Source organism: Clostridium sp. UBA7339, assembly GCF_002470865.1.
Taxonomy (GTDB): domain Bacteria; phylum Bacillota; class Clostridia; order Clostridiales; family Clostridiaceae; genus Clostridium_J; species Clostridium_J sulfidigenes.
Genome location: NZ_DKPI01000003.1, coordinates 488454 through 513556 on the forward strand (window position 1 = coordinate 488454; position 25103 = coordinate 513556).

General features: G+C 30.0%; 24 protein-coding genes and 1 tRNA gene. 6 read left to right on the forward strand and 19 right to left on the reverse strand.

Going from position 1 to position 25103, the window contains the following annotated elements:
- Positions 1–19: 19 nt before the first annotated feature.
- Both B2S02_RS02740 and B2S02_RS02745 read right to left on the reverse strand, forming a co-directional pair.
- Positions 20–1285, reverse strand: coding sequence for an alkaline phosphatase family protein (locus tag B2S02_RS02740; RefSeq protein ID WP_346920259.1), 1266 nt, complete (start codon positions 1283–1285; stop codon positions 20–22).
- Between the two features lie 193 nt (positions 1286–1478).
- Entirely contained in the window at positions 1479–2432 is a 954-nt protein-coding gene (locus tag B2S02_RS02745; RefSeq protein WP_346846692.1) for a GNAT family N-acetyltransferase, read from the reverse strand.
- Positions 2433–2601: 169 nt separating this feature from the next.
- Here B2S02_RS02745 and B2S02_RS02750 point away from each other — a divergent pair, with 169 nt between their 5' ends.
- Complete coding sequence (locus B2S02_RS02750; protein ID WP_346920260.1) at positions 2602–2760, forward strand: hypothetical protein; 159 nt, start codon at positions 2602–2604, stop codon at positions 2758–2760.
- A gap of 43 nt (positions 2761–2803) precedes the next feature.
- A complete protein-coding gene (locus B2S02_RS02755) occupies positions 2804–4153 on the forward strand; it encodes a DUF4317 domain-containing protein (protein WP_346920261.1) in 1350 nt (449 codons plus the stop codon).
- Between the two features lie 31 nt (positions 4154–4184).
- Here the strand turns inward: B2S02_RS02755 and B2S02_RS02760 are convergent, their stop codons facing one another.
- Together B2S02_RS02760 and B2S02_RS02765 are read right to left on the reverse strand one after the other, a co-directional pair.
- Complete coding sequence (locus tag B2S02_RS02760) at positions 4185–5024, reverse strand: hypothetical protein (RefSeq protein WP_346846689.1); 840 nt, start codon at positions 5022–5024, stop codon at positions 4185–4187.
- 320 nt (positions 5025–5344) lie between these two features.
- Positions 5345–5737 (reverse strand): hypothetical protein, encoded by a 393-nt coding sequence (locus B2S02_RS02765; RefSeq protein ID WP_346846688.1) that lies wholly within the window; start codon positions 5735–5737, stop codon positions 5345–5347.
- 277 nt (positions 5738–6014) lie between these two features.
- Here B2S02_RS02765 and B2S02_RS02770 point away from each other — a divergent pair, with 277 nt between their 5' ends.
- Positions 6015–6719, forward strand: coding sequence for a DUF421 domain-containing protein (locus B2S02_RS02770; RefSeq protein ID WP_346846687.1), 705 nt, complete (start codon positions 6015–6017; stop codon positions 6717–6719).
- Positions 6720–6940: 221 nt separating this feature from the next.
- Here B2S02_RS02770 and B2S02_RS02775 read toward each other — a convergent pair whose 3' ends face one another.
- A complete protein-coding gene (locus tag B2S02_RS02775; protein ID WP_346892952.1) occupies positions 6941–7252 on the reverse strand; it encodes a hypothetical protein in 312 nt (103 codons plus the stop codon).
- A gap of 172 nt (positions 7253–7424) precedes the next feature.
- On the opposite strand from B2S02_RS02775, the gene B2S02_RS02780 reads away from it, so the two are divergent.
- Positions 7425–7500 (forward strand) — tRNA-Met (locus tag B2S02_RS02780).
- 232 nt (positions 7501–7732) lie between these two features.
- Entirely contained in the window at positions 7733–8368 is a 636-nt protein-coding gene (locus tag B2S02_RS02785; protein ID WP_346846906.1) for a chloramphenicol acetyltransferase, read from the forward strand.
- A gap of 40 nt (positions 8369–8408) precedes the next feature.
- On the opposite strand, the gene B2S02_RS02790 is transcribed toward B2S02_RS02785, so the two are convergent.
- From B2S02_RS02790 to B2S02_RS02800, 3 genes are read right to left on the reverse strand one after another with little or no spacing between them, the layout of a single operon-like run.
- Positions 8409–9650, reverse strand: a complete 1242-nt coding sequence (locus B2S02_RS02790; protein WP_346890651.1) for a radical SAM protein — start codon at positions 9648–9650, stop codon at positions 8409–8411.
- 39 nt (positions 9651–9689) lie between these two features.
- Positions 9690–10553, reverse strand: a complete 864-nt coding sequence (locus tag B2S02_RS02795) for a methyltransferase domain-containing protein (protein WP_346846684.1) — start codon at positions 10551–10553, stop codon at positions 9690–9692.
- Entirely contained in the window at positions 10550–11125 is a 576-nt protein-coding gene (locus B2S02_RS02800; RefSeq protein ID WP_346920262.1) for a class I SAM-dependent methyltransferase, read from the reverse strand. Before B2S02_RS02800 ends, B2S02_RS02795 begins: the two co-directional genes overlap by 4 nt.
- 256 nt (positions 11126–11381) lie before the next feature.
- Here B2S02_RS02800 and B2S02_RS02805 point away from each other — a divergent pair, with 256 nt between their 5' ends.
- Positions 11382–13442 (forward strand): catalase, encoded by a 2061-nt coding sequence (locus tag B2S02_RS02805; RefSeq protein ID WP_346846682.1) that lies wholly within the window; start codon positions 11382–11384, stop codon positions 13440–13442.
- Between the two features lie 155 nt (positions 13443–13597).
- Here the strand turns inward: B2S02_RS02805 and thiI are convergent, their stop codons facing one another.
- From thiI to B2S02_RS02855, 11 genes are all read right to left on the reverse strand, one after another.
- Positions 13598–14746: a tRNA uracil 4-sulfurtransferase ThiI gene (thiI, locus tag B2S02_RS02810; RefSeq protein ID WP_346920263.1), complete on the reverse strand. Its 1149-nt coding sequence runs from the start codon at positions 14744–14746 to the stop codon at positions 13598–13600.
- Position 14747: 1 nt separating this feature from the next.
- Positions 14748–15881, reverse strand: coding sequence for a cysteine desulfurase family protein (locus tag B2S02_RS02815; RefSeq protein ID WP_346920264.1), 1134 nt, complete (start codon positions 15879–15881; stop codon positions 14748–14750).
- Between the two features lie 303 nt (positions 15882–16184).
- Positions 16185–16547: a DUF4180 domain-containing protein gene (locus B2S02_RS02820; protein ID WP_346876875.1), complete on the reverse strand. Its 363-nt coding sequence runs from the start codon at positions 16545–16547 to the stop codon at positions 16185–16187.
- A 14-nt stretch (positions 16548–16561) separates the two neighbouring features.
- Positions 16562–17050: a helix-turn-helix domain-containing protein gene (locus B2S02_RS02825; protein ID WP_346846678.1), complete on the reverse strand. Its 489-nt coding sequence runs from the start codon at positions 17048–17050 to the stop codon at positions 16562–16564.
- A 277-nt stretch (positions 17051–17327) separates the two neighbouring features.
- Positions 17328–17453 (reverse strand): hypothetical protein, encoded by a 126-nt coding sequence (locus B2S02_RS18230; RefSeq protein WP_414632272.1) that lies wholly within the window; start codon positions 17451–17453, stop codon positions 17328–17330.
- A 42-nt stretch (positions 17454–17495) separates the two neighbouring features.
- A complete protein-coding gene (locus B2S02_RS02830) occupies positions 17496–18485 on the reverse strand; it encodes a GNAT family N-acetyltransferase (RefSeq protein WP_346876876.1) in 990 nt (329 codons plus the stop codon).
- A 215-nt stretch (positions 18486–18700) separates the two neighbouring features.
- The gene (locus B2S02_RS02835; protein ID WP_346920265.1) at positions 18701–19531 is read right to left on the reverse strand and encodes a phosphoenolpyruvate hydrolase family protein; all 831 of its coding nucleotides are present in this window, start codon (positions 19529–19531) and stop codon (positions 18701–18703) included.
- Positions 19532–19569: 38 nt separating this feature from the next.
- Entirely contained in the window at positions 19570–20778 is a 1209-nt protein-coding gene (locus B2S02_RS02840; protein ID WP_346846675.1) for a Tm-1-like ATP-binding domain-containing protein, read from the reverse strand.
- 157 nt (positions 20779–20935) lie between these two features.
- Positions 20936–22129: a phosphoenolpyruvate hydrolase family protein gene (locus B2S02_RS02845; RefSeq protein ID WP_346920266.1), complete on the reverse strand. Its 1194-nt coding sequence runs from the start codon at positions 22127–22129 to the stop codon at positions 20936–20938.
- Positions 22130–22282: 153 nt separating this feature from the next.
- Entirely contained in the window at positions 22283–23392 is a 1110-nt protein-coding gene (locus B2S02_RS02850; RefSeq protein ID WP_346879152.1) for a peptidase S41, read from the reverse strand.
- Positions 23393–23990: 598 nt separating this feature from the next.
- Positions 23991–25010 carry a MerR family transcriptional regulator gene (locus tag B2S02_RS02855; RefSeq protein WP_346879153.1) on the reverse strand — a complete coding sequence of 340 codons (1020 nt, stop codon included), beginning with the start codon at positions 25008–25010 and terminating at the stop codon, positions 23991–23993.
- Positions 25011–25103: the final 93 nt, after the last annotated feature.

Genomic DNA, 25103 nt, shown 5'->3' on the forward strand with positions numbered 1-25103 from the left:
AACTTAGGTTACTACAATATTATTTAAACATATAAAATAGAAATGGTATCTCCATCTCTTCTTTACTTGCTCCACCATGCATTCCTAGGAATGTAACTTCAAATATATCTTTTTCATACCACCAAACAGTATTATTTTCTTTAGGCAATATAACTAAATTTCCAACTCTCTCTAATAACTTTTCACTAGGAACTCCAAATAAGCCTTTATCTTTTAAATCTTCAAATAGATATACTTGTGCTATTTCATATAACTCCTTTTCAAGAATAGTCTTTAACTCTATCAAATATTTCTCCTCTACATGCAGAAATAAATCTCTACAATATCCTGCCGGTGACATGATATCATTGTTTTTATTTTTCTTTAAATACTTCTCTATATCAGGAATTAGTTTATTAATATAATATGGATTTTTTAGATCAATATCAATTTGACCATGGTCTGCAGAAATTATAATAGCAGTATTACTAAACTTATCTTTTCCTTCTTCATAAAACCTATCTAAATTTTTAAATAAATTACCCATAACTATTTTAAATTCTTCTGATTGATTTCCTTTTGCATGAGCTATAGCATCAATGTCATGTAAATAAACATAAAAATATTCTTTATCATCATTCTTTAATAAATCCTTTGATAATGATTTAAACAAATCTTCATTTGTGTCATAACCCTTTAAATTAGCATCCCTACATGTGAATCTAGTATAGGTACCATTATTTATATGACTAGGTTGATAAACAGTACTCTTTATTCCATGGTTTAATAATTCTTTAAAAAAGCTTTTTTGTGGTATAAAGTCACTGGGTTTTATATTTTTCCTTGTTAAGGTTTCATTATATTTATTTCTTGCTTCCTTAAATAAAAATGATGTTACTATATCATCAGCTTTTGGTTCATAATAAAACCACTCATAAAGTCCATGTTCATAAACTGATTCACCAGATAATGCTGTTGTTACATGTGCTGTTGTAGTAGATGGGAATTGTGAAGTTAATTTTGAAACTACACCGCTCTTTTCTAATTTACATAAAAATTTAGAATGCTCTTTATATTTATCGTAAAAACACCATCCAAAAGCATCCGTTAGAAAAAATACTATTTTATTAGGTTTCTCATTGCTATTTCCGATAACATCACTAGGAAGTTTTTTATCTGAATCAATATTAAATAAATCTTTTATAGTTCCACAAATATTAGAAAAACAGTAACTATCATATAAAGGAATTGTCAGTCCACTAATATTACTTTTATTAACTTGGTTTATTGAATTTGTATTTATCATATACTCACCTCTCAACTTTGAGTTTACAAATATATTTTAAAACTTCCATTTATTTCTTTCAAGCTCTATGCATCTTATTTCTACATTATAGAAACCGATTTCTGCAAATATCACTATATATTAATACGTAATTATATATTAATAACGGGATACCATATTAGAGTATATAGAAATCAGCATTTGCTTCTAGTTTTTATCTAAGAATTCTTTCATCAATTCTTCTAACAAGACTATACGTATAACTATCAAAATACTTTTCCCAAAATCTTAACGCAGTTGGATTAATTGTTTCAAAATCCACACCTAATCTCTTTATACCATCCCTTTTTAATGTTTCAATAACAACGGAAAGTAAACTCTGGATTATATTCTTCCCACGATAGCTATCTTTCAAATATGCCCCACAGATATGCAAATAGTCTGGTTCTTCAGTGATAAATGTTTCTCCATCATTTGTGACTTCTAAATATCCTATTATTTCTGATTTATCCTTGGCAATAAAGAAACGTGATTGTCTATTATTGCATCTCTCTACAAATTCCCCTTCTGAAAGCTCTTCATTCAGAAAATATGTAGGGCTCTTTCTCATATGCCTTACTAAACTATTGCTTAACGATAACAAACATCCTGCTTTGCTATAATGTACTTCTTCATAAGAATATTCTGTGTTAATTTCAATATTGAGCGGCTTGTTAACATTTCTGATTCCATCTCCACACCTTATGCCAAATCCATTCATTGTCAAAGATTTCATAACTTGAGCATCATGGCTATATAGACAAATTGCATAACTTAAAATTTCTTCCTTAATCATTTCTTCTGATACATATTGAAAAAGAAGTGATGCTATTTTACCCCTATTTTCTCCGCCATAAGCATTTGCAAATAATGGAGAAAATGAACCTTTAACATTGCCAAAATGACCGTTTACACTTTTCCAAAAACTTAAATACCCTAATACTTTTCCTCTTTCAATAGCTACCATTCCATGATTATTCTTAAAAATATCACTCAATAAATCAGTAAGAACCTCTTTATAGTCTTTATCATTTAAGGCTTCTATATATTTCTGCTCCATATTATATTGTTTTTGTGCAAGCTTAACTGCATCCTCTAAATACTTTTCATTTAACTTTTCAAATACCATTCTCTTACCCCTCTTAATATATAACTTATTTAGTAAAATCCTGTTTTAGTTTTTCTGCCACTAACCTTCTATATGGAATCATACCCTTATTATACCAGATACATTCTAGGTATGCTTATTATTTTCATATCATCTGTATTTACTTTACCTAATAAACCCTTTAATTAAGATGAAAAAAATATTATACTTAAGTGAGTGTCCAAATCTTTGGTTTGGCTTACATGGACTTATTTATCCTAAGGGACAAGGAGTTCTAAGTATGGAAAATACTGATACTAAGAACTCTGTTTATTGGAATGAATATAGAGATGCCTTTCTCTATGATTAATAATACCTACAAATAGAAAAATACTAGATTGAGGAGTTTATATATGAGAAAAAAAGATATACTTGAGTTAAAAAGACGTTTAAAAAAAGATCATTGCACCTTCACTAAGTTGTGTGGTTGCTATGTTAATGGAGAAAAAAATATCATTTTAAAATTTAGAGAATCATTTCTAAATTTAGATGAGGATGAATACTTTAAGTACTTAGAAATTGCTAAAAAAGTACTGTCTGGTACTATTGGAAATAATATTTTAGAACTTAACTTTCCAATTAATGAAGACTATGTGAATGAAAGACAAATTTCTCTTATGCAACTTAAAAAAAGTCAATTAAAAGATGATGCTCTCCTTGATAATTTTTATGATTTAATTATTGATAATTATGATTTTACCGGTAATTTTATAATACTTATTTTTCATGACGCTTATGATGTTATTACTAAAACCACTGATAATGCAAAGTTAGATGAATCTGAAGAAGTATATGAATATGTGTTATGTGCAATATGCCCTGTTTCACTTTCTGAGCCTGGTCTTAGATACTTTGAAGAAGAAAATAAAATAAAAGCACGTATTAGAGATTGGGTAGTTGATGCTCCAACTAATGGCTTTGTGTTTCCTGCTTTTATTGAGCGTAGTTCAGATGTCAACTCTATTATGTATTACACGAAAAATGCAAAGGATACCCATCCTGAATTAATGGAAAATGCTTTGGGTTGTTATTCAAAACAAACTGCTACCTTGCAAAAAGAAACATTTGAGTCAATTATTAAAGATTCTTTTAGTACTGAAGAAAAGAAGGCTGATAAAATTTTTATGGAAGTACAAGAAAATCTAAGTGCTATGGTAGAGGAATACAATGCTATATATGATGATGCAGATTGTGAACCTATAAGCTTAACAAAGAAGGATATACAAAACCTTTTAATAGAAAGTGGGGTTCCTGAAGAAATCACTTCTAAGATTGAAGAATCCTATGTAGAAAACTTTGGTGATGATCTTCCTTTAGCAGAAAATTTAATTGATTCAAAGGCACTTAAGGTAAATGCCCAAAGAAAGAAGGAAGAACACCTTCAAAAACAAGTAGAAATACTTCAAACTAAACTGGATGAAGTTAAACAAGAAACTTCTGTAGATAGTGAAACTCCCTCATCTACAGAAGTTAGTGAAGATAATATAATTTTAGAAGAAACTTTAGAAACTAATTTAGAGAAAGATTTGGATATAAATTCAGAAGATAATAAGAATGCTCCTGACTATGACGTTATACTTCAAGTAAAACCTGAAAAGATACCTCAAATAAAATCTCAAATAATTGATGGTCAAAAATGCATAGTTATTCCTATTAATGAGAATGAGCAAACTGCAGTTAATGGCTTAGATCATTTAGTTTAAGGTATCTAAGGATAAATATAGATTTACTTACCTACATTGCTGAAGTATTACTTCTAATGAAGCTTACTTCAGCCTTACCTGAATGTAGTTGCCATATATACCAGAAAGCATAAGGAATTATTATTAGACCGTTAAATATTCCCCATCCATATAATATATCTGCATTAAACCATGATGATGCATCCATTACAGCTGGGAATAAGTTAGGTAAACAAGCTCTAATTAATACGTGAGCAGATAAGGTATATATACGAGCTGCTATATAAAGTTCAGGTTTTCTTTTAATAATTGGATATATTTCTGCCGCCAATAATATGCATATAGAGCTAGCAAAGTATTTACCAGTTTCACCATAAACAAAGCATAAATTCCAAGTTGTATATAATAAATTCCAAGCTATAGTTGTATAAGCTATAAACATACTATTATCTTCAGCACTTAATTTAAAGAATTTTCGTCCATTTGGGAATGGAATAGTAAAACATAATAATAATCCACAAAGCGCATTGCCATAGTTTTTTAAAGTAACATCTTTTATAGTAGCTTCTGCAATATTTAAGAATAGTACCGCATAAATGAACCAAACGATCCAATCCTTTCTCATAAAGTCCCAGAACTTTCCTTTATATTGTTCCTGATCAGCTACACGGAAAAATCCACCTATTATAAGTGGCAATATAGCACTGAATGTTTTTGCCCAACGAAACCAACCATTTATGCCTCCCATAAGCCAAAGTGGAAAAGTAAATAAAGATACAACCCAGAAGATAGCTGCAAATTTGTGATGTTTCCTCATATATTCAATCATGAATAAAAGTAAAATAAAATAAGTTCCCATGGAAAGTACATATTCCCAAACAGGAATATTCATATTATACATCTCCTCTTTTAAATATTGTAACAAATAATCCTATACTTATATATATTACATAGTATAGTTAAACATAACTAGCATAAATTTACAGTTTATGTTTTCAATTACAATCCGAATTAATAAATTAGTGATTATAAAAGATAAAACTCTAATGCCATTGTAACTTTAGATAAACTTAAAAGAGATACCCCCTTAAAGATGGTATCTCCTTTTTAGTTATATATTAAATATCTGAACGCTACATTCTAAATCATAGTTTCTTTCTTTTGATTCTATATATTTAATGCCTTGTTTTTCATAAAATTTTCTCCAAAAATTCACCGCAGGCTTATTACTTGATATTTGCTCAATTTTATATTTACCCTTGTATCTAACAAAATTCTAATTGCAGCATTACCTACTTCTTTCTTTCTAAAACTCTTTAATAGAAATAGCTCATGAACAACATAATCAATATCTTTTGGAACATATTTCCCAGTATTAAAAAGAACAAAACCTGCCACTTCCCCTTGATATGTTATAAAATAAGGAGTTAAATCTTCTGATTTAAAATACATTTCTAATCCATCATATTCAAATTTTCCATCTTCATTAATTTTTGAATCATCTGCAAACTCTGATAAATCATGTAAATATATACTCATCAAATTCTCCAGTTTTTCCTTTGATTCTATGTTTACTAGTTCTAATTTTATTTCATTTAAATTCATTTTATACCCCCTATTTTATAAAGTAATCTTAAATGAAACAATTCTGAATTTCATAATTCCATTTACTTGTACATATTACAAAAATTTTATTTTACCTAATTATAACATATATCCTGCCCTAGTGATATCTATGTGTAAGTAGTTTTATCCTTTTTTATCTAAAAATAGTTTAGTTTATTATTAAAAACTTTCATTCTAATTTTTTCATTAATTATTGGTTAAAATAACATCAACGATAAACTACATATTAGATTTTTAGTATAAAGGAGATATCATTATGGATTTTTTACAAGGTCAGGAAACACTTACTATCATGGAGTGGGCTTTACGTGCTATTATTGCTTTTTTCTTTTTAGTTATTGTTGCAAAAGTCTTAGGACAACGTAGCATCTCCCAATTAAGACTCCTTGATTTTGTCATTGCTTTAGTAATTGGAAATATTATTGCTCATCCATTATCTGATGAAAACCTTGGGTTAAAGGGATCTGTCATTTCAACAATTGTATTAGTTGTCCTATATATTGCTGGAGTATTTTGTGTTCTAAAATTTCCATTTATAAAAATACTTATTAATCATAAACCAATCACAATTATCAAAGACGGAGAAATTATTTATAAAGGATTAAAAAAAGCAAGAATATCTCTTGATGTGTTATTAGAAGAATTACGTGAAGAAAAAGTAGAAGATATAAAAAAAGTAGCATTAGCGATTTGGGAAGCTGATGGAAAATTTTCTGTTTTTTTAGACCCAAAATATGAACCTATTACTCCTTCATTCTATCAAATGGAAACAGAAGCCTTTGATTTGCCTAGGACAATCATTAAGGATGGTAGAATTAATTACGAGGAGCTAAAGCAAACTAATAAAGATGAAGGTTGGGTTGTTTCCAAATTAAAAAAGTTATATCAAACTGATATAAAAAACGTTCTACTTGCCACCTTAGACAATAAAGATAACCTAAAAGTTTTTTTATATAAATAATTCCTAGAGGACTAAGCATATCCATTAATATTATAGATACGTTTAAGCCTCTTTTTATTTAAAAAACTCCCTATTATAGCACGTTTTAACTGACTTATATCTATTAACATCCATATTAATTTAATTTTTCCAACAAGCTATATACTAATAGTAGCTCATTGAAGTTACTCAATGTATCTCTTAACACTTCATATGGTACACTTATATAAATTTAAATTATTTTATATTTCTTTGTCTTTAATTTGATTTTGAAGTTTATTTGAAAACCCTGTTGCTATCCCCGTTATCAAACCACTAAATATGAAGAATACATTAGTAGGAATATCTATTAAATATATACCTATAATTCCAATAATTATCTGCAATACAAAAGCAGAACATACTACTAAAAAAGGTTGCCATTTCTTGTCCATTTTTATTTTTGCACTAATTTTATCAGTTATGGCATATTCCTTATCAAAGTTATGGTAAACTATCATACTTAACATCAATGGTACTAATATAAATGATGATTTTATTAATGAATCTAACATGCCCTTCTCCCCTTTAAATATGGCTATTTAGATGTATAAATCTTAATGAAATATCTTCATTAAATTATACACGTAAAAATATAATATTTCTTTTGCTAATACCATTGACTTATCTCACTATTAATACTATACTGAATAAGAAGCTTAAGGAAATCTCTTAAGAACTTAATATCGCGGGATGGAGCAGTTGGCAGCTCGTCGGGCTCATAACCCGAAGGTCGTAGGTTCAAGTCCTGCTCCCGCAACCATAAAAAGATTCTATATTTAATATAGAATCTTTTTTATTTATGAATTATATTTAAGTCTAACTTCTTAATTTAAACTTAGTGGTATAAATGATATAATTGTAATGTTATGCATTGTAATTTAGTTTAAAAGTTAACTATGAGATTTTTAAGTGTTCATAATGCTAATTTTACAAAATGGAAATTCCGGTATTTTATCAGGGAATTTACTATTTTTATGGAGAGTGATATATTAATGAAATTTATAGATATAGAAAACTGGAAAAGAAAAGACCACTATAATTTTTTTAAGAGCTTTAATTACCCACATTTTAATATTTGCGGTAATGTAGATATTACAAAATTTTATAGTTATATTAAAGAAAATGAAATCCCATTTTTTATATCCTTTGTATATGTAGCTACAAAAGCAGCCAATGATATAAAAGAATTTAGATATAGGATAAGAGAAGATAAGGTAGTTGAGCATGAATATATAAACCCTGCTTTTACTGTAATGGTACAAGATGAAGTATTTAGTTTTTGTAGAGCAAAATTCATAAATGAGTTCAATGATTTTAAAATTAGTGCATCTGAAGAAATAGATAAAATAAAAAATAATATCATTATTAAAGATGAATCTGATTGTGATGATCTCTTATATATGACCAGTATTCCTTGGGTTTCATTTACTGGTGTAGCCCACCCAATTCAGATGAATCCTGTTGACAGTATTCCAAGAATAGCCTGGGGTAAATACTTTGAAGAAAATGGTAAAGTTAAGTTGCCACTGTCTGTTCAGGTACACCACGCCTTAGTTGATGGCTTACATGTAGGACAATATTTTAGTGTAATTCAAGAGATTTTAGATAATCCTTCAAAATATTTATAAAACATGTTAAAGGAGCTTTTCAAAAGCCCCTTTAATTTCCTTATTGTAAATCCCTATAATATTTAGGATATCTATTACTTTTATTCTTATTACAGATATTTATTGCCTTTTCCTTATTAAGTGGAAGTATCCCTTCTGATTGCTTAAATACTTCCCTATTTACTTTTTGAGCAAAGCATCCAATTTTAGGCTTGCCTATATGATTTTTCATTTCAATCCATAGTTTTTTTACAGATTCTTTTTTTACATTTCCAAAGTTCATAGGCACAAAATCACAGGGATATAATTCTCCCGAAGCACTTATATAGGAATGTTGATTTCCTGCTCCACAACCAAATTTTAATTCACTTTCTGTATAAGCAAAGGTACTTATCTTAGGTAAATCACTTCTTTTATTTGCCTTATGTTGCAATTTTATAAGCTTTTCTCTATCACTTTCACTATACATTACACTACTTAATTGTTTTTCTGTTAAAAGATTGCCACTTAGGATAGGTTCAAGTATCTTAACTTCATGGGCCCCATTATCCTTAGCAAATTTGAATAACTTAAATAACTCTTCCTCATCAAGATTTTCTTTCAATATAACGGTTTGTGCCATTACATATAATCCTGCTTTATTTGCATTTCTAAGAGCTTCAATAGCATAATCAAAGGCATTTTCATTATTTCTATTTTTATTGTGTACATCTTTTTCATAAGAATCTAAACTTATTCCAATGCCAAATAGACCACTATCCTTTAACTTTTTTGCTTTTTCATAGCTTAGATTAAAACCACTGGTAAATAAAATAGATGTACTTCTATTATCTATACTTCTTACTATATCAAATATATCTTCACGTGCCATGGGCTCTCCTCCTGTAATTCCAATAATAGGAGTGCACATTTCTTGAAGCTCCTGTATAACCTTAATCCATTGTTCCTTTGTTAACTCTTCTCCTAATTGTCTACTTTTTGCACTACAATAAACACAATTATTAGGACATTTATGTGTTATACATAAATACATAGAAATAGGTGCAGTTCTCTCTGCATAGATTTGCTTTGTAAATATGTTTTTAGACCCATCAACTGCTAGTACATTTTGTACAAAGGACTTAGATGGAAAGGGTGGTAAAAATGTACTCAGTATATACTTGTCCTCATGCTTCACTAGTTTTTCACCCTTTATAAAACTTCTCATCATTTTTATATATTTTAATAGATTAAACTGCTTATCTTCCCTTAGAATATTGTAAATGTCAAATATACTCCTTATAACATTTTTATCAATAGCCATTTGAGACATGATTTTTAAATTATTTATGCTCATCCATTTCTATTCCTTTCTAAATACCCCATAGGCAAATTTATGATTTATTTCATAATCTTCATTTTTATATTTCTCTTTCTTTATTTTTTCCACTATAAGAGGTTCAACTTCATTATAATCATTAAAGATCTTCTTAGTGCCTGCCAATGCACCAGTTATATTTAACCACTCCATAAGTTCCTCTGGCTCCTTAAATCTAAAAAACACTTCACCTTCATCTACTTCTAAAACCTTAAAATTGTACTGCCTGCACCATTTAACTAAGCCTTTCTTCCCCTTTGGTAAATTTAATCTTATATCCATAGGTTTAATTACTTCCTTTTCCTTCTCTCTCATTACTTCTAGAAATATTTCTTCTATCTTATCTAAAGTTCCATGAACATTTGTAATTATAGCTAATATACCCTGGGGTTTTAAAGCATTATTAAAGAGCTTAAATAATTCATGATGATTGAAATAAGAAAGTGCCCAACCAAAAAATATCACATCAAATTTTTCATTAGATTTTTTCAAAAATTCAATACCATCACTATTAATAATAGTAACCTTATCCTTATTAACAGCGTTTAACTTCTCAAGCATTTTACTTGATTGGTCTACAGCTGTGATTTTATATTTTTCAGATTTATCTAAAAGACCCTTAGTTATATATCCTGTTCCACAAGCAAAATCTAGTATTTTCAATTCCTTATTTGGATCTATATACTTTGAATGAATAATATTATCAGAATGTGTTCCCATTTCTTCGAGCCAATGATTATAGGTATCAGAAACTTTATCATACTCTGCTCTATAATCTTCTTTGCTTACAACTTCTTTTTTAAAGAGTTTATAGCCAACCTTTAAGTAAAATACCATTTTATTTATCATATTTTCTCACCTACAAATATAAAATAATAGCCCTTATCATAAACTTTACTTATATGAAAATGTTCTTCAAGCAAAACCTTAATTTCATCTTTAGTTCCAAAAAACAATCTTCCAAAGAGAATAAATTCAAATAATCTTAACAACCTGGTTCTTATATGATTTTTATGGAAATCCATAATAACTATTTTTCCACTATCCTTTAGTATCCTACTTATTTCAGCAATGAGCTCCTCTTGTTCTTTGATATGATGAAAAACATCACTCATTATAACTGTATCTATAGAACCGCTGTGAAATGGCGTACTTAAAGCATTACCTTTTATAACTTTAACATTACCTCTTTCCTCTACTCTTGAAAGCATCTTCTCACTTTCATCAATGACATATACAGTGTTACAGCTATTACAAATATGATTAGCCAAAAAGCCAGTGCCTCCCCCTATATCTACAACCACTTCATCCTCATTAATACCGGCTGCATCTTCTATATCTTTAATCTTATATAAGTTAAAAGTAGCCATAAACTTATCATAATATTTATAAACCTTATCAAAATCCTTAGTATTTCCCATAGACACCCTGCCCTTCAGCATGAAAAATATTTACTAAATATATTATAACATTCTTACACCAGCTATTACACAACAATTAACTTATAAGGTAATCAAAACCTTTTATTAAAACTCTGTTTAAAAAACATATCATAATGCACAAATTCAATATAATAAAACTTAGTTATCACTTAGTAGTATAAATACTTTTTAGTTGACAATATTATAGTAAACAACATTTTTAACTTTAAAGTTGATACTTTGAAAGGAGAATACCATGGGAAATCAAAACAACAATGAAAATAACCAGATAAAAAATGCAAAAGAGAAACAACTAGATGAATTTAAAGTGGATAACCAAGGAAAAAATCTTACTACAAATCAAGGTCTTACAATGTCACAGGATGAGTTTTCATTAAAGGCTGGGGATAGAGGGCCAACTTTAATGGAAGATTTCCATTTCAGAGAAAAAATTACTCATTTTGACCATGAAAGGATTCCAGAAAGAGTTGTCCATGCACGAGGTACTGGAGCACACGGAGAATTTCAATTATATGAATCAATGAAGGAATATACTAAAGCAGGATTTTTACAAGATCCTTCTATAAAAACTCCTATATTTGTAAGATTCTCTACAGTAGCTGGATTTAGAGGCTCTGCAGATACAGTTAGAGATATAAGAGGTTTTGCAGTAAAGTTTTATACTCAAGAAGGCAATTATGATATAGTTGCAAATAATATTCCTGTTTTCTTTATTCAAGATGCAATTAAATTCCCTGATTTTGTTCATGCAGTGAAACCTGAGCCAGATACGGAAGTTCCTCAAGCCTCTAGTGCTCACGATACCTTTTGGGACTTTGTTGCAAATAATCAGGAATCTGCTCATACTGTTATGTGGGCTATGTCCGATAGAGCAATTCCGAAAAGTTACCGTATGATGGAAGGCTTTGGCATACATACCTTTAGATTTATTAATGAAAGTGGTAAATCTACTTTCTTTAAAGTGCATTTTAAACCTGCCCTTGGAGTCCATTCTTTAGTTTGGGATGAAACTCAAAAAATAGCTGGAAAGGATCCAGATTTCAATAGAAAGGACTTGCAAGAAGCTATCAATACAGGCAATTATCCGGAATATGAAGTAGGTGTACAATTATTGCCAGAAGATAAAGAATTCAGTTTAGATTTTGACATACTGGATCCTACAAAAATTTGGCCAGAAGAGGATATTCCAGTAAAGATTATAGGAAAAATAACCTTAAATAAAAATGTAGATAATTTCTTTGCAGAAGTTGAACAAGTGGCATTTCACCCCGGTCATTTAGTTCCAGGAATTGATTTTACAAATGATCCACTACTCCAAGGTAGGTTATTCTCATATACAGATACTCAACTTACAAGACTAGGTGGACCTAACTTCCATGAGATTCCTATAAACAGACCTGTAGTCACCGTCCATAATAATCAAAGAGATGGACATTCAAGGCAGACAATAAATACTACTAATGTGAGCTACCATAATAATTCATTATCTAACAACACTCCTAAAACCCTAGGTGAAGACCAAGGTGGTTTTGCTAATTACCAAGAAAAGGTAGAAGGAAATATAGTTCGCTCACGAAGTAAAAGTTTTGAAGATCATTTTTCTCAAGCAGCAATGTTTTATAATAGCATGAGTGATGTGGAGAAAAAGCATATCATTGATGCATTTAAATTTGAACTTTCTAAGGTAAACAATAAAGATATTAGGCAACAAATAATTGATATGTTTGGTAATGTAAATATTAACATGATGACTCAAGTAGCACAATATCTCGGAGCTAACCTTCCTAAAGGTGAAGCATCAAAATATAACAAAGTATCACCAGCACTGAGTCAAGAAAATACTATTAAAAAATCGGATACATTAAAAGTTGGAATAATATTATCAGAAGGATATAATTCAGATGAATTTAACACAATGATAAAAGCTTTAAACGCAGCAAAAACTATGCCAGAAATAATAGGTTGTAACTTAAGCCCAATAAAGGGTTCTGATGGCACAAGTCAGCTACCTAAACATTCCTTGCTATCTGCAGACCCCGTACTGTTTGATGCTATCTGCGTTCTTGGCTCAGGCAATGTTGACCCTGACTTCAAAATGCGCACTAAGATGTTTATCGAAGAAACCTATAAGCATTTCAAGCCAATTTTAGTTTCACAATCAATGACTATGCTATTAAAGCCAGAGATGAAAGATCAACCTGGAGTTACAGTTGGGGATTCTAAGGATAAGTTTACAAATAAATTCATAACTGATATTTCAGCTCATAGACATTGGGATAGAAATATTACTATATAATAGATATTTTATTAAACTTGCAGCAACAGCATTCCATATGTGTTTTGATATTTCTAATTATATAACAACATTTGACTATGTTTAGCCAAATTTTCATCTAAAAAAAGATGCAGTTTAGAATTACTGCATCCTTTTATTTATTTAGGCATCAATTATTAAAGATCGTTGTATATCTCCATATTATCTATACATTCTTGAACAAGTCTATTTATATCCAGTATACTTTCAGAATTTCTTATTAAGTCCACTCTAGGTTTTATTTTTGGATGCTTTGGTACAAATATTGTACAGCAGTCTTCATAAGGAAGTATAGATGTTTCATAGGTTCCAATATCTCTAGATATATCCATGATATCTATTTTATCCATGGCGATAAGAGGTCTAAACACTGGCCTATCTGCCACGTCATTGCTGACCATTAGTCCCTCCATAGTTTGACTTGCTACCTGGCCTATACTTTCCCCGGTGGTTACAGAGTTTATATTATATTTTTCCGCTACAGCACAGGCAACTCTCATCATAAATTTTCTCATTATTATAGTAAGCTCATTCTCAGGGCATTTTTCTATTATATCCATTTGAATATCAGTGAAAGGTGCCACGTAAAGATTGATTTTCCCAGTGTAGCCCTTTAGTAATCTTGCCAAGTCCTTTACCTTTTCTTTAGCTCTTTCACTAGTGTAAGGATGGCTGTGGAAATAAATAGCGTTTAATTCTACCCCACGTCTTGCCATCAAATATCCAGCAACAGGAGAATCTATACCACCAGAAAGCATAAGCATAGTACTACCATTTGTGCCGTAAGGCATTCCTCCAACAGCTTTTACCCTTTTAGAATATACATATGCCCTTTTTCTTACTTCCACATTTATTATTCTTTGTGGTTTATGAACATCTACCCTTAATCCTTCTACAGCGTTTAATACTACAGCACCAATTTCACGACTCATCTCCATAGAATTTAGAGGGAAGGCTTTATTTGCTCGATTACTTTGAACCTTGAAGGTAGTTTCTCCAAAATCCTCAGCTTCCACAACCGCTTGAGCACTGATAGCTTCCATGGTAGGTTCTACTTCAGTAACTAAACAAACTTCAGAAACGCCAAAAACCCTTTTTACTTTTGACATTACCTCCTCCAAATCTTCACTATAGAGGAACCACCTTCCTTGATCGCTTATAAATTCATAGCTACATCCCTTAAGTACTGAATCTATATTCTTCATGAGCTTTTTTTCAAAGATTCTTCTATTTAATCCCTTTAAAAAAATTTCCGATGCATATTTAATAAGTAATAGTTTTCTCATATTATTTTCTCCTTAAAAATTTCAAACTTTTTTCTAGTACTTCTATAGTGTAATCTACTTCTTCTTTTGTATTAAACTCATTAAAGCTAAACCTTATGGTTCCCTTTGTTTCCTGAGTATTAAGGCCTATAGCTTTAAGCACATGGCTATCTCCTTGTTTCTTTGCGGAACAGGCAGAACCAGTAGATACATATATTCCCTTTTCCTCTAAAAGATGTAGTAGTACTTCGCCTCTTACACCTTTAAATGAAACACTTAAAATATAAGGACTGAAGCAATCCTCACAAGGACTGTTTATCACTATATCTTTTATATCTCTAAGTCTTTCTATAAAATATTCTTTAAGCTCACTTACCTTTGAATAATTAAGTTGAACATTATTATATATAATATCTGAAGCCTTTACAAAGCCTATAATACCTGGTAAATTTTCTGTGCCTGATCTAAAGTTTCTCTCCTGTCCACCACCGCTTATTAAAGCCTTAGGATTAAATCCTTTTTTTATGTAAGAAAAACCAACTCCTCTAGGACCATGAATTTTATGTCCACTGACGGATAACAAATCTATTTGAGCTCTTTTTACATCTATTTTAAACTTTCCATAGCTTTGGACCGCATCTACATGGAACTTAACTCTAGGACTTTTTCCTTTTATTAATGTCCCTATAGCTTCTATATCCTGTACAACTCCCAGCTCATTATTAACATGGATTATGCTCACTAATCTAGTGTCACTATTTATGCTGTTTTTTAATTCTTCTAGAGATATACGACCCTTATTATCAACCTTTAAATAAGTAACCTTAGCCCCTGCTGCCTCCAAATCCCTGAAGGTATTAAGTACGCTAGGATGTTCAATTTCACTAGTTATTATGTGCGCACCTACCCCAGTAAAACCTTTTACTAAAAAATTATTGCTTTCACTTCCACCAGAAGTAAATATTATTTCATCCTTGGTACAATTGATAGTCTTAGCTATTTTATCTCTTGATTCATTAAGAGCTATTTCTGCCTTAAGGCCTAAACCATGAGCGGATGAAGGATTTCCAAAATTATTTTTCATTGTATGTACCACAGCATCTATTACCTCATCATAAGGCTCAGTGGTGGCACTATTATCAAAATACACTTGCATAAAACCACTCCTAATCTATTATTCTACTTATTATATCAAATAATTCCTCCACCGCAACAAACTTTTGAAAAAAGTGTGATAGAGCATTAATATTGGCACATTAAATAGTTAGAGAAAAGACTACCATAATTTTTTAAAGCAAAAAACTGTAATAAGATTACATCTTATTACAGTCTGAAAATAATGTGTATTTTCATAATAGATAGTTTAGATATCTCTCCTATTGAAAAATATTTCTCCCTAATAGACCTCTTTGTAATGACAACCATATGAGTTATAACTTACATACATGCCATTGTTATATTATAATTTCGAAATCCAAATTTCAGCATCTGCAATATTCTTAAATGTTCTGAAATGATTTCCTTTGTTAGCTTCCATAATCATTTCTTTAAATCGCTCATTAAGCTTTTCTTCATCTTCAATAATAACAGCGACTTTTACATTGTAGTTTATAAATTTTTGCAATGCCATGCCTGCGAGTCCAGTTTTAAGATTAAAGAAGTCTTCAGATAATACATTAGAATGCAGTATTATTGTATAAATGTCATTTTCCATACATTTAGATATGTAATCTAGCACATCTTGCTCTGAAGAAAGTTTCCTCAAATCAGAAATAAATTCAATATATTTATTGTTATTTTTGTTTACTACTCTGTAATTCAAAGTATTCACTCTCCTTATAAATTGGTTTGTTCCACAAGCATAGAAATTGAACTTAGCATACCTTCAATAAAGCTTACATTTCCCCATAACAAAACCCTTAGTCTGTTTACTTTTTCATCATATTTCATATTAATTGTTGATTTTTCCATTCCGGAATCTTTACAATTCATTAGTGCTATAAGAGTATTTGATATTCTAAAATATTCTTCTTTATCTACATCATTAATATCCACAACAGTAGATACATTTACCTTTTGCTTTATAGTATCTTTCACTTCTCCATTAGTAACAAAATCAATATTTGACTCTTCACTAATCTTTTTATTATTAATACTAACATTATTTTTTTCCATAAAAACACTTAAATCATGACCTGAAATTCTCCATTGCTTTCCAACTTTATTTGCTCCAAGCTTCCCTTCTGTTATAAATTTTCTTATAGTTTTGTGATGCATACCTAATATTTCTGCGATTTTATCTATTGTATAAAATTGATTTTCCATAAAAATCTACCCTTTCAAAATTAGTTTATGATTAAATTATAATAGTTCTCTTTGCACTTGTAAAGTATTTTGTTGTATTTTGCTTAACTTTATTGTATTTTGTTTCTATTTGTTCAGCTTTTTATTTTATTTACATATTGTAAAATACCTATTTACTTATAAAATTTTTAACTTTTGATGACTCTATCAACTATTTGAGCACAAAACAAAAACTCTTAGCATTACTTCGGAGGATTTTATTAATGTATTTTATCAACTATTATTTTGAAATTGGCAACTATTTTTTTCTATATTCATAGGGTGAAATACCATAAAAAGTTACAAATGCACGTGAAAAATATTTCTGGGATGAATAATCTAGGTACTTTGAGATTGTGGCAATAGGTTTAAGAATAGTAGCCATCAGTTTAGTAAACTGATGGCTATCATAATAGTGAAATATTTGTTATTTATATAAAATATGAGCTGTCATTAAATAGTTGAATTTATATCCAACCCATTCACTAACATTAATTGCATGTTTGTTTGCAGGATGATGACATACAATCACCCTGTCAAAATTAACAGTCTCGAATAATCTCTTATACATAGATGCATAAAGCCATTTTCCTAAATTCCTTCCCCTATAGGATCTTTTAACTCCAATCATAAATTGGTAAGGAAAACCAGGGTCGTTATTATTGACAGATACATTTGATTTAGCAATCATTTCATTATTTGAGTTAAAAATCATATAACAATTATGAGTTATATTTCTTTTCTTATTAGACTCATTAATTTGCCTTTGTTTTTCAGGATTTATAATAAACTGTACATACCCCTCTTCCATAACATCCGGCATATCTTTCATAGTTTCTGTAAACAAATCACAATATTGTTTGATATAGCTCTCTGAGATGATATCAGTATATTTAATAGAAAGATCTGAATTTTTTGCTTCCAATTCTTTCATGAATTTATTAAGCATGTCTATATCAATGTCTTCTCTTTTTAAAGTGTAATAATTAGCCCTTAAGCTTACCTTATTATTGTATTGATTCATTAATTCATTTAATTCATAATTATATGTAACCATTACAATTTCACCATGTTGAGCTAGTTTCTCTTGAACCAATTGATTTATAGCCTTAATCATAAGTTCATCAATTGATAAATCGCATAAAGTGATGTTTAATTTATATTGTTCATTTCCATTACAGTCAGCAGCCTTACCACAATTAATCATTCCACAAATTAAAGAATTCTTTTCAAGTACAAATAGCTCATTATCACTTCCATTAAAAGACGATAAATATAGAGCTTTATAGTCATCATTACTTTTATATGGGTCTAAAAAATTATATTTTTTTGTTATATTCTTATTGATTAAATATAAGTTTTCAACTTCATCTGCTGTCAAATTATTGGAGTCAATTTTATAAATTTTATACATCATCTCTACCCTCCACATTTTTGATTTTTACCAATATATAACATTTTAGCATACTTATTTGAGGTAAACAATACATTTTGTAGATCAAATTTACTATACACTTACTTTAAAATAATTTTACTAATATAAATAGAAGTTAACATCTCTCAGCAAAAAGTACCACCACCTATAAATAACTATTTAAGCCATTACAGGTGGTGGATGTGATGTTATATTTATTATTTACTTATTGCTTTAAACGCTTCTGTTTGTGATTTTATACCTTTTTCCGCTGCAAACCTTTCAATGCTTGAAGCACCAAAGAAACCGTCAATTCCTTCTGTTTTTTCTATTACATATGCAGCATCTTCTGGCTCCGCAATAGGTCCGCCATGACAGATTACCATAATATCAGGGTTAACTTCTCTTCCCGCTTTAATAATAGCTTCAATTCTCTCTACACAGTCATCAAGTGTAAGTGCTGTTTGTGCTCCTATTGTACCTTTTGTAGTCAATCCCATGTGTGCAACTAATATATCAGCACCAGCTTCTGCCATTGCTCTTGCTTGATCAGGGTCAAATACATAAGGAGTTGTAAGCATATCCAGTTCATGTGCTTTTCTTATCATTTCAACTTCTAAATCATAACCCATTCCAGTCTCTTCTAGGTTCTGTCTAAATACACCATCAATTAACCCTACTGTAGGGAAGTTTTGAACCCCTGCAAAACCTTGTGCTTTTAATTGCTTAAGAAAAATCTCCATTACTCTGAATGGGTCAGTTCCACAAACACCAGCAAGAACTGGAGTATTTTTTACAACCGGAAGTACTTCTGCTCCCATTTCAACTACAATCTGATTAGCATCTCCATAGGATAGTAATCCTGCGAGAGAACCTCTTCCTGCCATTCTGTATCTGCCTGAATTGTAAACTATAAGCATATCTGTTCCACCAGCTTCACTGAATTTAGCCGTAATACCTGTACCAGCTCCTACACCTAATAATGTTTGCCCATTTTTAACCTGTTCTTTGAACTTTGTCATAATTTCGTTTCTTGTCATTGTATTCATCAATAAAGCCTCCTTCTATTATTTAAATTTATTATTCACTATTTTTTCATCATATCTATTAATTTTTGTGCTGCTGCTTCTGCAAACTCTACTTCGTTAATAGCGCAATTCATTTCTACTACTTCTACAACATTTCTGTTTACACCATTTTTTAATATATTAAATAATACTTCATCCTCTTCTGGACCGTAAAAAGGCTGACCTTCTACATCAATAGCAGATACTCCTTTTAGAGGTATGAATAAAGCTGTTTTTCCTTTAGCTAGATTTAATTTTTCAACTAGTCTCATACCAATTGCTTCATTTTCCTCTTTGTTTGTTCTCATAAGCGTTACTGAAGGGTTATGTTTATATAAGTTACGTGTTATAAACTTCTCAGGAACTGTTTCATATGGTCCAAAATTACACATATCAATGGCACCTACTGATACAACCTGTGGTATTTGATTTTTGCCTGCTGCCTCTAAACGATGAGGTCCTGCATTTAAAACACCACCGATAACTTCATCTGCCCATTCTGTGGTAGTAAGGTCTAATACGCCTTCAATAAAGCCTCCATGGATAAGTGCTTCCATTGAACGTCCACCTACACCTGTTGCATGAAATACAAGAACTTCATAACCTCTCTTTTCAAGGTATTCCCTTGCAGCTGTTATACATGGAGTTGTTACGCCGAACATAGTTGCAGCAACTAATGGCTTTTTCTCTACGACTTTTGTATTTTCAAACTTAAGCATACCTGCAATTGCAAATACTGCATTTGTAAAGATCCTTGTTGAAATCGAGTTAAGACCTGCAACATCCACCACAGAAGGCATCATAATAATATCGCTGGTACCTACATAAGGTTCAGTATTGCCTGAAGCAACCGTTGAAACCATAACCTTTGGCACACCTATAGGCAGTGCCCTCATAGCTGGAGTTACCAATGAAGTTCCTCCAGTTCCACCAAAGGATATAATACCATCAAACTTACCCTGTTTATATAATTCAGGTAATAACTTCTCCATGCCTTTTGATAATACTTCTGTTGCTAATGCCCTATCTTTTTTGGAAACTAGAGTTTCTATGTCTGAGCCTGCTGCCTTTGCAACTTCATTGTTTGATACATCTGGTTCAAAAGCTGGCTCAAATACACCGGTATGAATGGTAAAAGTACATAAACCCAAACCTTCAATTAGTTCTTTTACGTATAAATATTCAGTGCCTTTAGTGTCAAATGTTCCTGCAATAGCGATTGTCTTCATTTCTTTAATCTCCCTACATAAATTTTCTTTTATCTAGTCTGTACAATATTAGATAAATGACTAAGATAATCGTCTTATAAAACGTATGATATTTATAAGTTAATCATACTTTTTTCATCTCTTTATGTAAACGTTGCTATGTACTATATTTTTGTGTTTATGTCATATTTCTAAATTTATATTGTTTTGGTGAACATCCCTTATACTTTTTAAACATTTTGCTAAACTGCACATAATCTTTATAACCAACTAATGATGCTAAGTCTGACAATTGGATATTCTCTTTGTTTATAATTTCTGCTGCTTTATTTACACGAAATTTAACTAGATACTCTGGAAAACTACAACCAACTTCTTTTTTAAATAAACTGCTTAAGTATCCTCTAGATATATGAGCTACTTTGGCTAAATCTAGAAATGAAATATCATTCATATAATTTTGGGCAACGTACTCTTTTACAAATTCAACATAATTATAGTGCTTTGTAATGCCATCTAACATTTTAATCATTAAATCATCTTCATCTAACTGAGTTGAAACTTTAAAAGCCTTTGTTATGTTTGTAATGAACTTCTCCGATGGAATTCTTTCAAATGTTGATCCCCCTATATATCCCATTAAGTCTTCAATATTACTATACATGTACTGAACATCAATTGGTGTTTTTACAGGTCCACCATATATTAATTTAATAACCTGTGGCTTTAACTCATTACATCTATTAAATATCTTTTCTGCTTTAACCTTTGCAGCTTCTAGTGAGAAGACTTTTTTTGCTCCCAACAATCCTCCTCCTGTTAGACCTAAATGTACGCAAATAACGTCAGCACCTGCAATAATCATCTGCTCCGCTTGTAATTCATTAAATACAAAGGCAACTGTAAACATGTCTTTTTCATGGGCTATTCTTATTGCTTCTACTTCAATTAAATAGTTACATCCTTCTTCTTCAAGAGCTTCACCGAACTGACTGTCTATAAGTCCAACTGTAGGATAGTTATTAATACCTGAAAATCCCATATTCTTTATTTTATCTATATAACTTTCCATATTCTTTAGAGGGTCCGTTGCATTGAATCCAAATATAATAGGCATATCTTTTACCAATGGTATTATCTCTTTTGAAGCAAAGTCCATTACCATATCATTGCTATTGCAAAATGGTAAATAACCTGCCAATGAACTTCTCCCCATTTGCCGAAATCTACCCGAATTTAGCACTAAAATAAAATCAGCTCCACCCTTTTCAGCATATTTTGCTGTCATTCCTGTACCTGTTGCTACACCAATAATATGATTTCCATTCTTTATTTGTATATTAATATTCTCTAATAACTTTTTTCTTTTCATACTTTCGAACCTCTTATTTTTTCATTAAACTCTTTATAAAGAAACAGCCCGGATAAATTTCAATGGTAAAGGCTTTTTTTCATTAACATTACTTCACTACGATAACTAAACACGCCCTCTTCATTTTTTAAATAGTATATCTTATTTATTCATTTATATCTCTCTCAAATTTATATAATCCTCAATTTTTTCATGTAAGGTCTTATCTGGATATAGAGACATGATACTATCATCATCTATCAATTTATAATATCGAGTTGAGTAGCTAACACTAAATTTACTATTTGGTAAAACAAATCTTAATATCTCCCCATAACAATTAGGTTTTCCTCCTGAAGGTTCACCCCAAATAACACAGTTTGTCTCAAATTTGAATTCATAAGCATTAAGTAATCCTGAGGAAAAAGTCTCTCTTCCTATTATTATTTTTAGCCTTTCCTTATTGTTAATTCTAGGATTATTCTTTATATAGCATAATAACGATCCTAATAATCTAGAATCACCACCAAGATTATTTCTTAAATCTATAGTGATTTTATCAATAGAATTTTTCTCTATATAGTCTATAATCTCTGTTATTTTTGTGCTAATTGTTTTATTTCCGTCTTCCCTGCAATAATTATACTTTATGTAAAGTTCCTCTTTATCTTCTAAATATTCATACCACAAATTTTCATTAGGTCTTCTTGCATATAAAGGTAATTGACTATCTAAGTATTTTAATTCATTAATATTAACTGTTTTAACTTTAACTGTATTGTGTTCTGTTGTTATTTTTATATTATCCACAGAATCTGATATCAATAATCCATATAAAACTTCTGCAACCTGCATATACTTCATACTCTGAGCCTTAAAAAAATATTCATTTTCAAAAGATATGATTTCTGAAAGTTCATGAAGAATTTTATCCATGCTAACATCCTCAATTGCTATAACTTTCTTAAATAATAAGTTCTTATAAGCTTCACTAGTTCTTATAATATAAATCCCATCCTCAAACCAATAAAACATAATAGGCAAATACTTATTAGCAGGAAATGCAACTGATGTATGGGCATCTCCAATCGAGGCAACCACCCTTGAAATCTCTACCTTCATCTCTTCATAATCAAAGTCACCTATCATTGACTTTAATTTATCTATCCTACTATCAAACTCTTCCCTACTTATATTAAAAAATAAATTTTTATGCTTTTCTATGAGATTTTCCCTCAAAAACTCAATATCTTCTACCCATTTTTCTTCCCATTGACTTTTCATAATATCACGCTCACCTCTTTATTTATGTCCCCTTAGTAAATAATTTCTAAATTAATCATGTTACTAAGACTTTAACATAAAATCTAATGCTTAAACAATTATATTTTAAAATATGATTCCTATATTGAATCACATTTTTACTCCATTGTCACATCTTTTTATTTAGGTATACTTAATCTAACTTTCAAAATAGGAAAACCCCTGAAACCCGCATGGCTACAACAAATAGTTAAATAGTTAAATAGTTAAATAGGTTCATATATTTATAGTTTAATAGTTATCTATATAAATAGCTTAATATATTCCTATGTATATATTTGAACTAGCTAAAAGTATAATTTTTTTCAGATGTAAAATTGGTTTTTAAAATGAATAGCTTCATTAGAATTTTAACTAAATGTTTTAACATAATATTGAATAGCGTAAAAAATCCACCGGTTAAACCGTTGGATTTTTATTAATTGGCTTAAAATTTGGATTTTAGATATAGTCTTAAACTACTTCTAATAAGAATACCGAATATTTATTTCTGCATGTACAGTAGTTAAAGAAATTATTTGATTTATAGCTGTTGCGTATTATAAGAACTTATTTATTATTACAGATTATCCACTTTATTTCTATTAGCAACCACAACTCCTACAAGTGGATGCAATCTGTGTACTTCAACAGTAAAATCAAAATTTAAAAAGCAATTTTTTAACTCTTCCACGCTGGATGGAAAATCTACTTCTGGTCCATATCCTACTAAGGAAAATTCATCCTTATAATCATTAGGATTTTCAAAAAACATTAAATCACCAATAATAATACTTTGCAAATTTTCTCCACCTATATTAATCATTTTTTCTATTACTTTTTGCTTATATATTGTAGTTAGATGATGTAATGCATAATTAGAAATAATTTTTGTAATACATTTTTTTCGTAAATCTACACTTAATTCAGGCTCTTCAAATGTTCCTATATATAGTTCAATATTATGTGCTCTTTCATTTTCTATATTTTCTTTAGCTTGTTTAAGCATTCCATCACTAATATCTACACCAATTGCTAATTTTATTTTTCGTGATATCTCAATAATTTGCTTTCCAGTTCCACACCCTAAATCAAGTACAATATCATTTATGTTAGGTTTAATCAATTCATTTATTAGTTCTGCAGTTTTAGACCTCCAGTGATAGCTGTCCGTAACATATTGTTTACTTGCGTCATTGAATCTTTGTTTTGCTCTTGTTTCCATATTCGTTATCTTGATAATATCAATAAGTTGTTGAACTTCCAAAAAACTATTATTTTGTATTTGCTTTTCGGCTTTATTTAGAGCAGTAATAACTGTCTCAATATGTTTCTTCTTTTCCTCTAATGCTCTTGTTTGAACACTTATTATATTCTCTATATTTTGATTCTTTTCATTTATAAGTTGTTTTATTTCTTCAAGTGGCAACCCAATAAACTTAAGAGTAATAATCTGTTGTAGCTTGATGAAATCTTCATCACAATAAATTCTATAACCAGCTTGCGTTTTTAAAGATGGCTGTAACAGCCCAATCTTATCATAATGAAGCAATGTTTTTACAGTTACCCCTGATCTTTTAGCAAACTCACCAATCTTCAAGATTCACACCCCTTTCAATATTATTTTAAATCCTAACCTTTGGTTAGAGTCAATACTGATTGTTATAATTTATTAGATACTACCAATACTCTT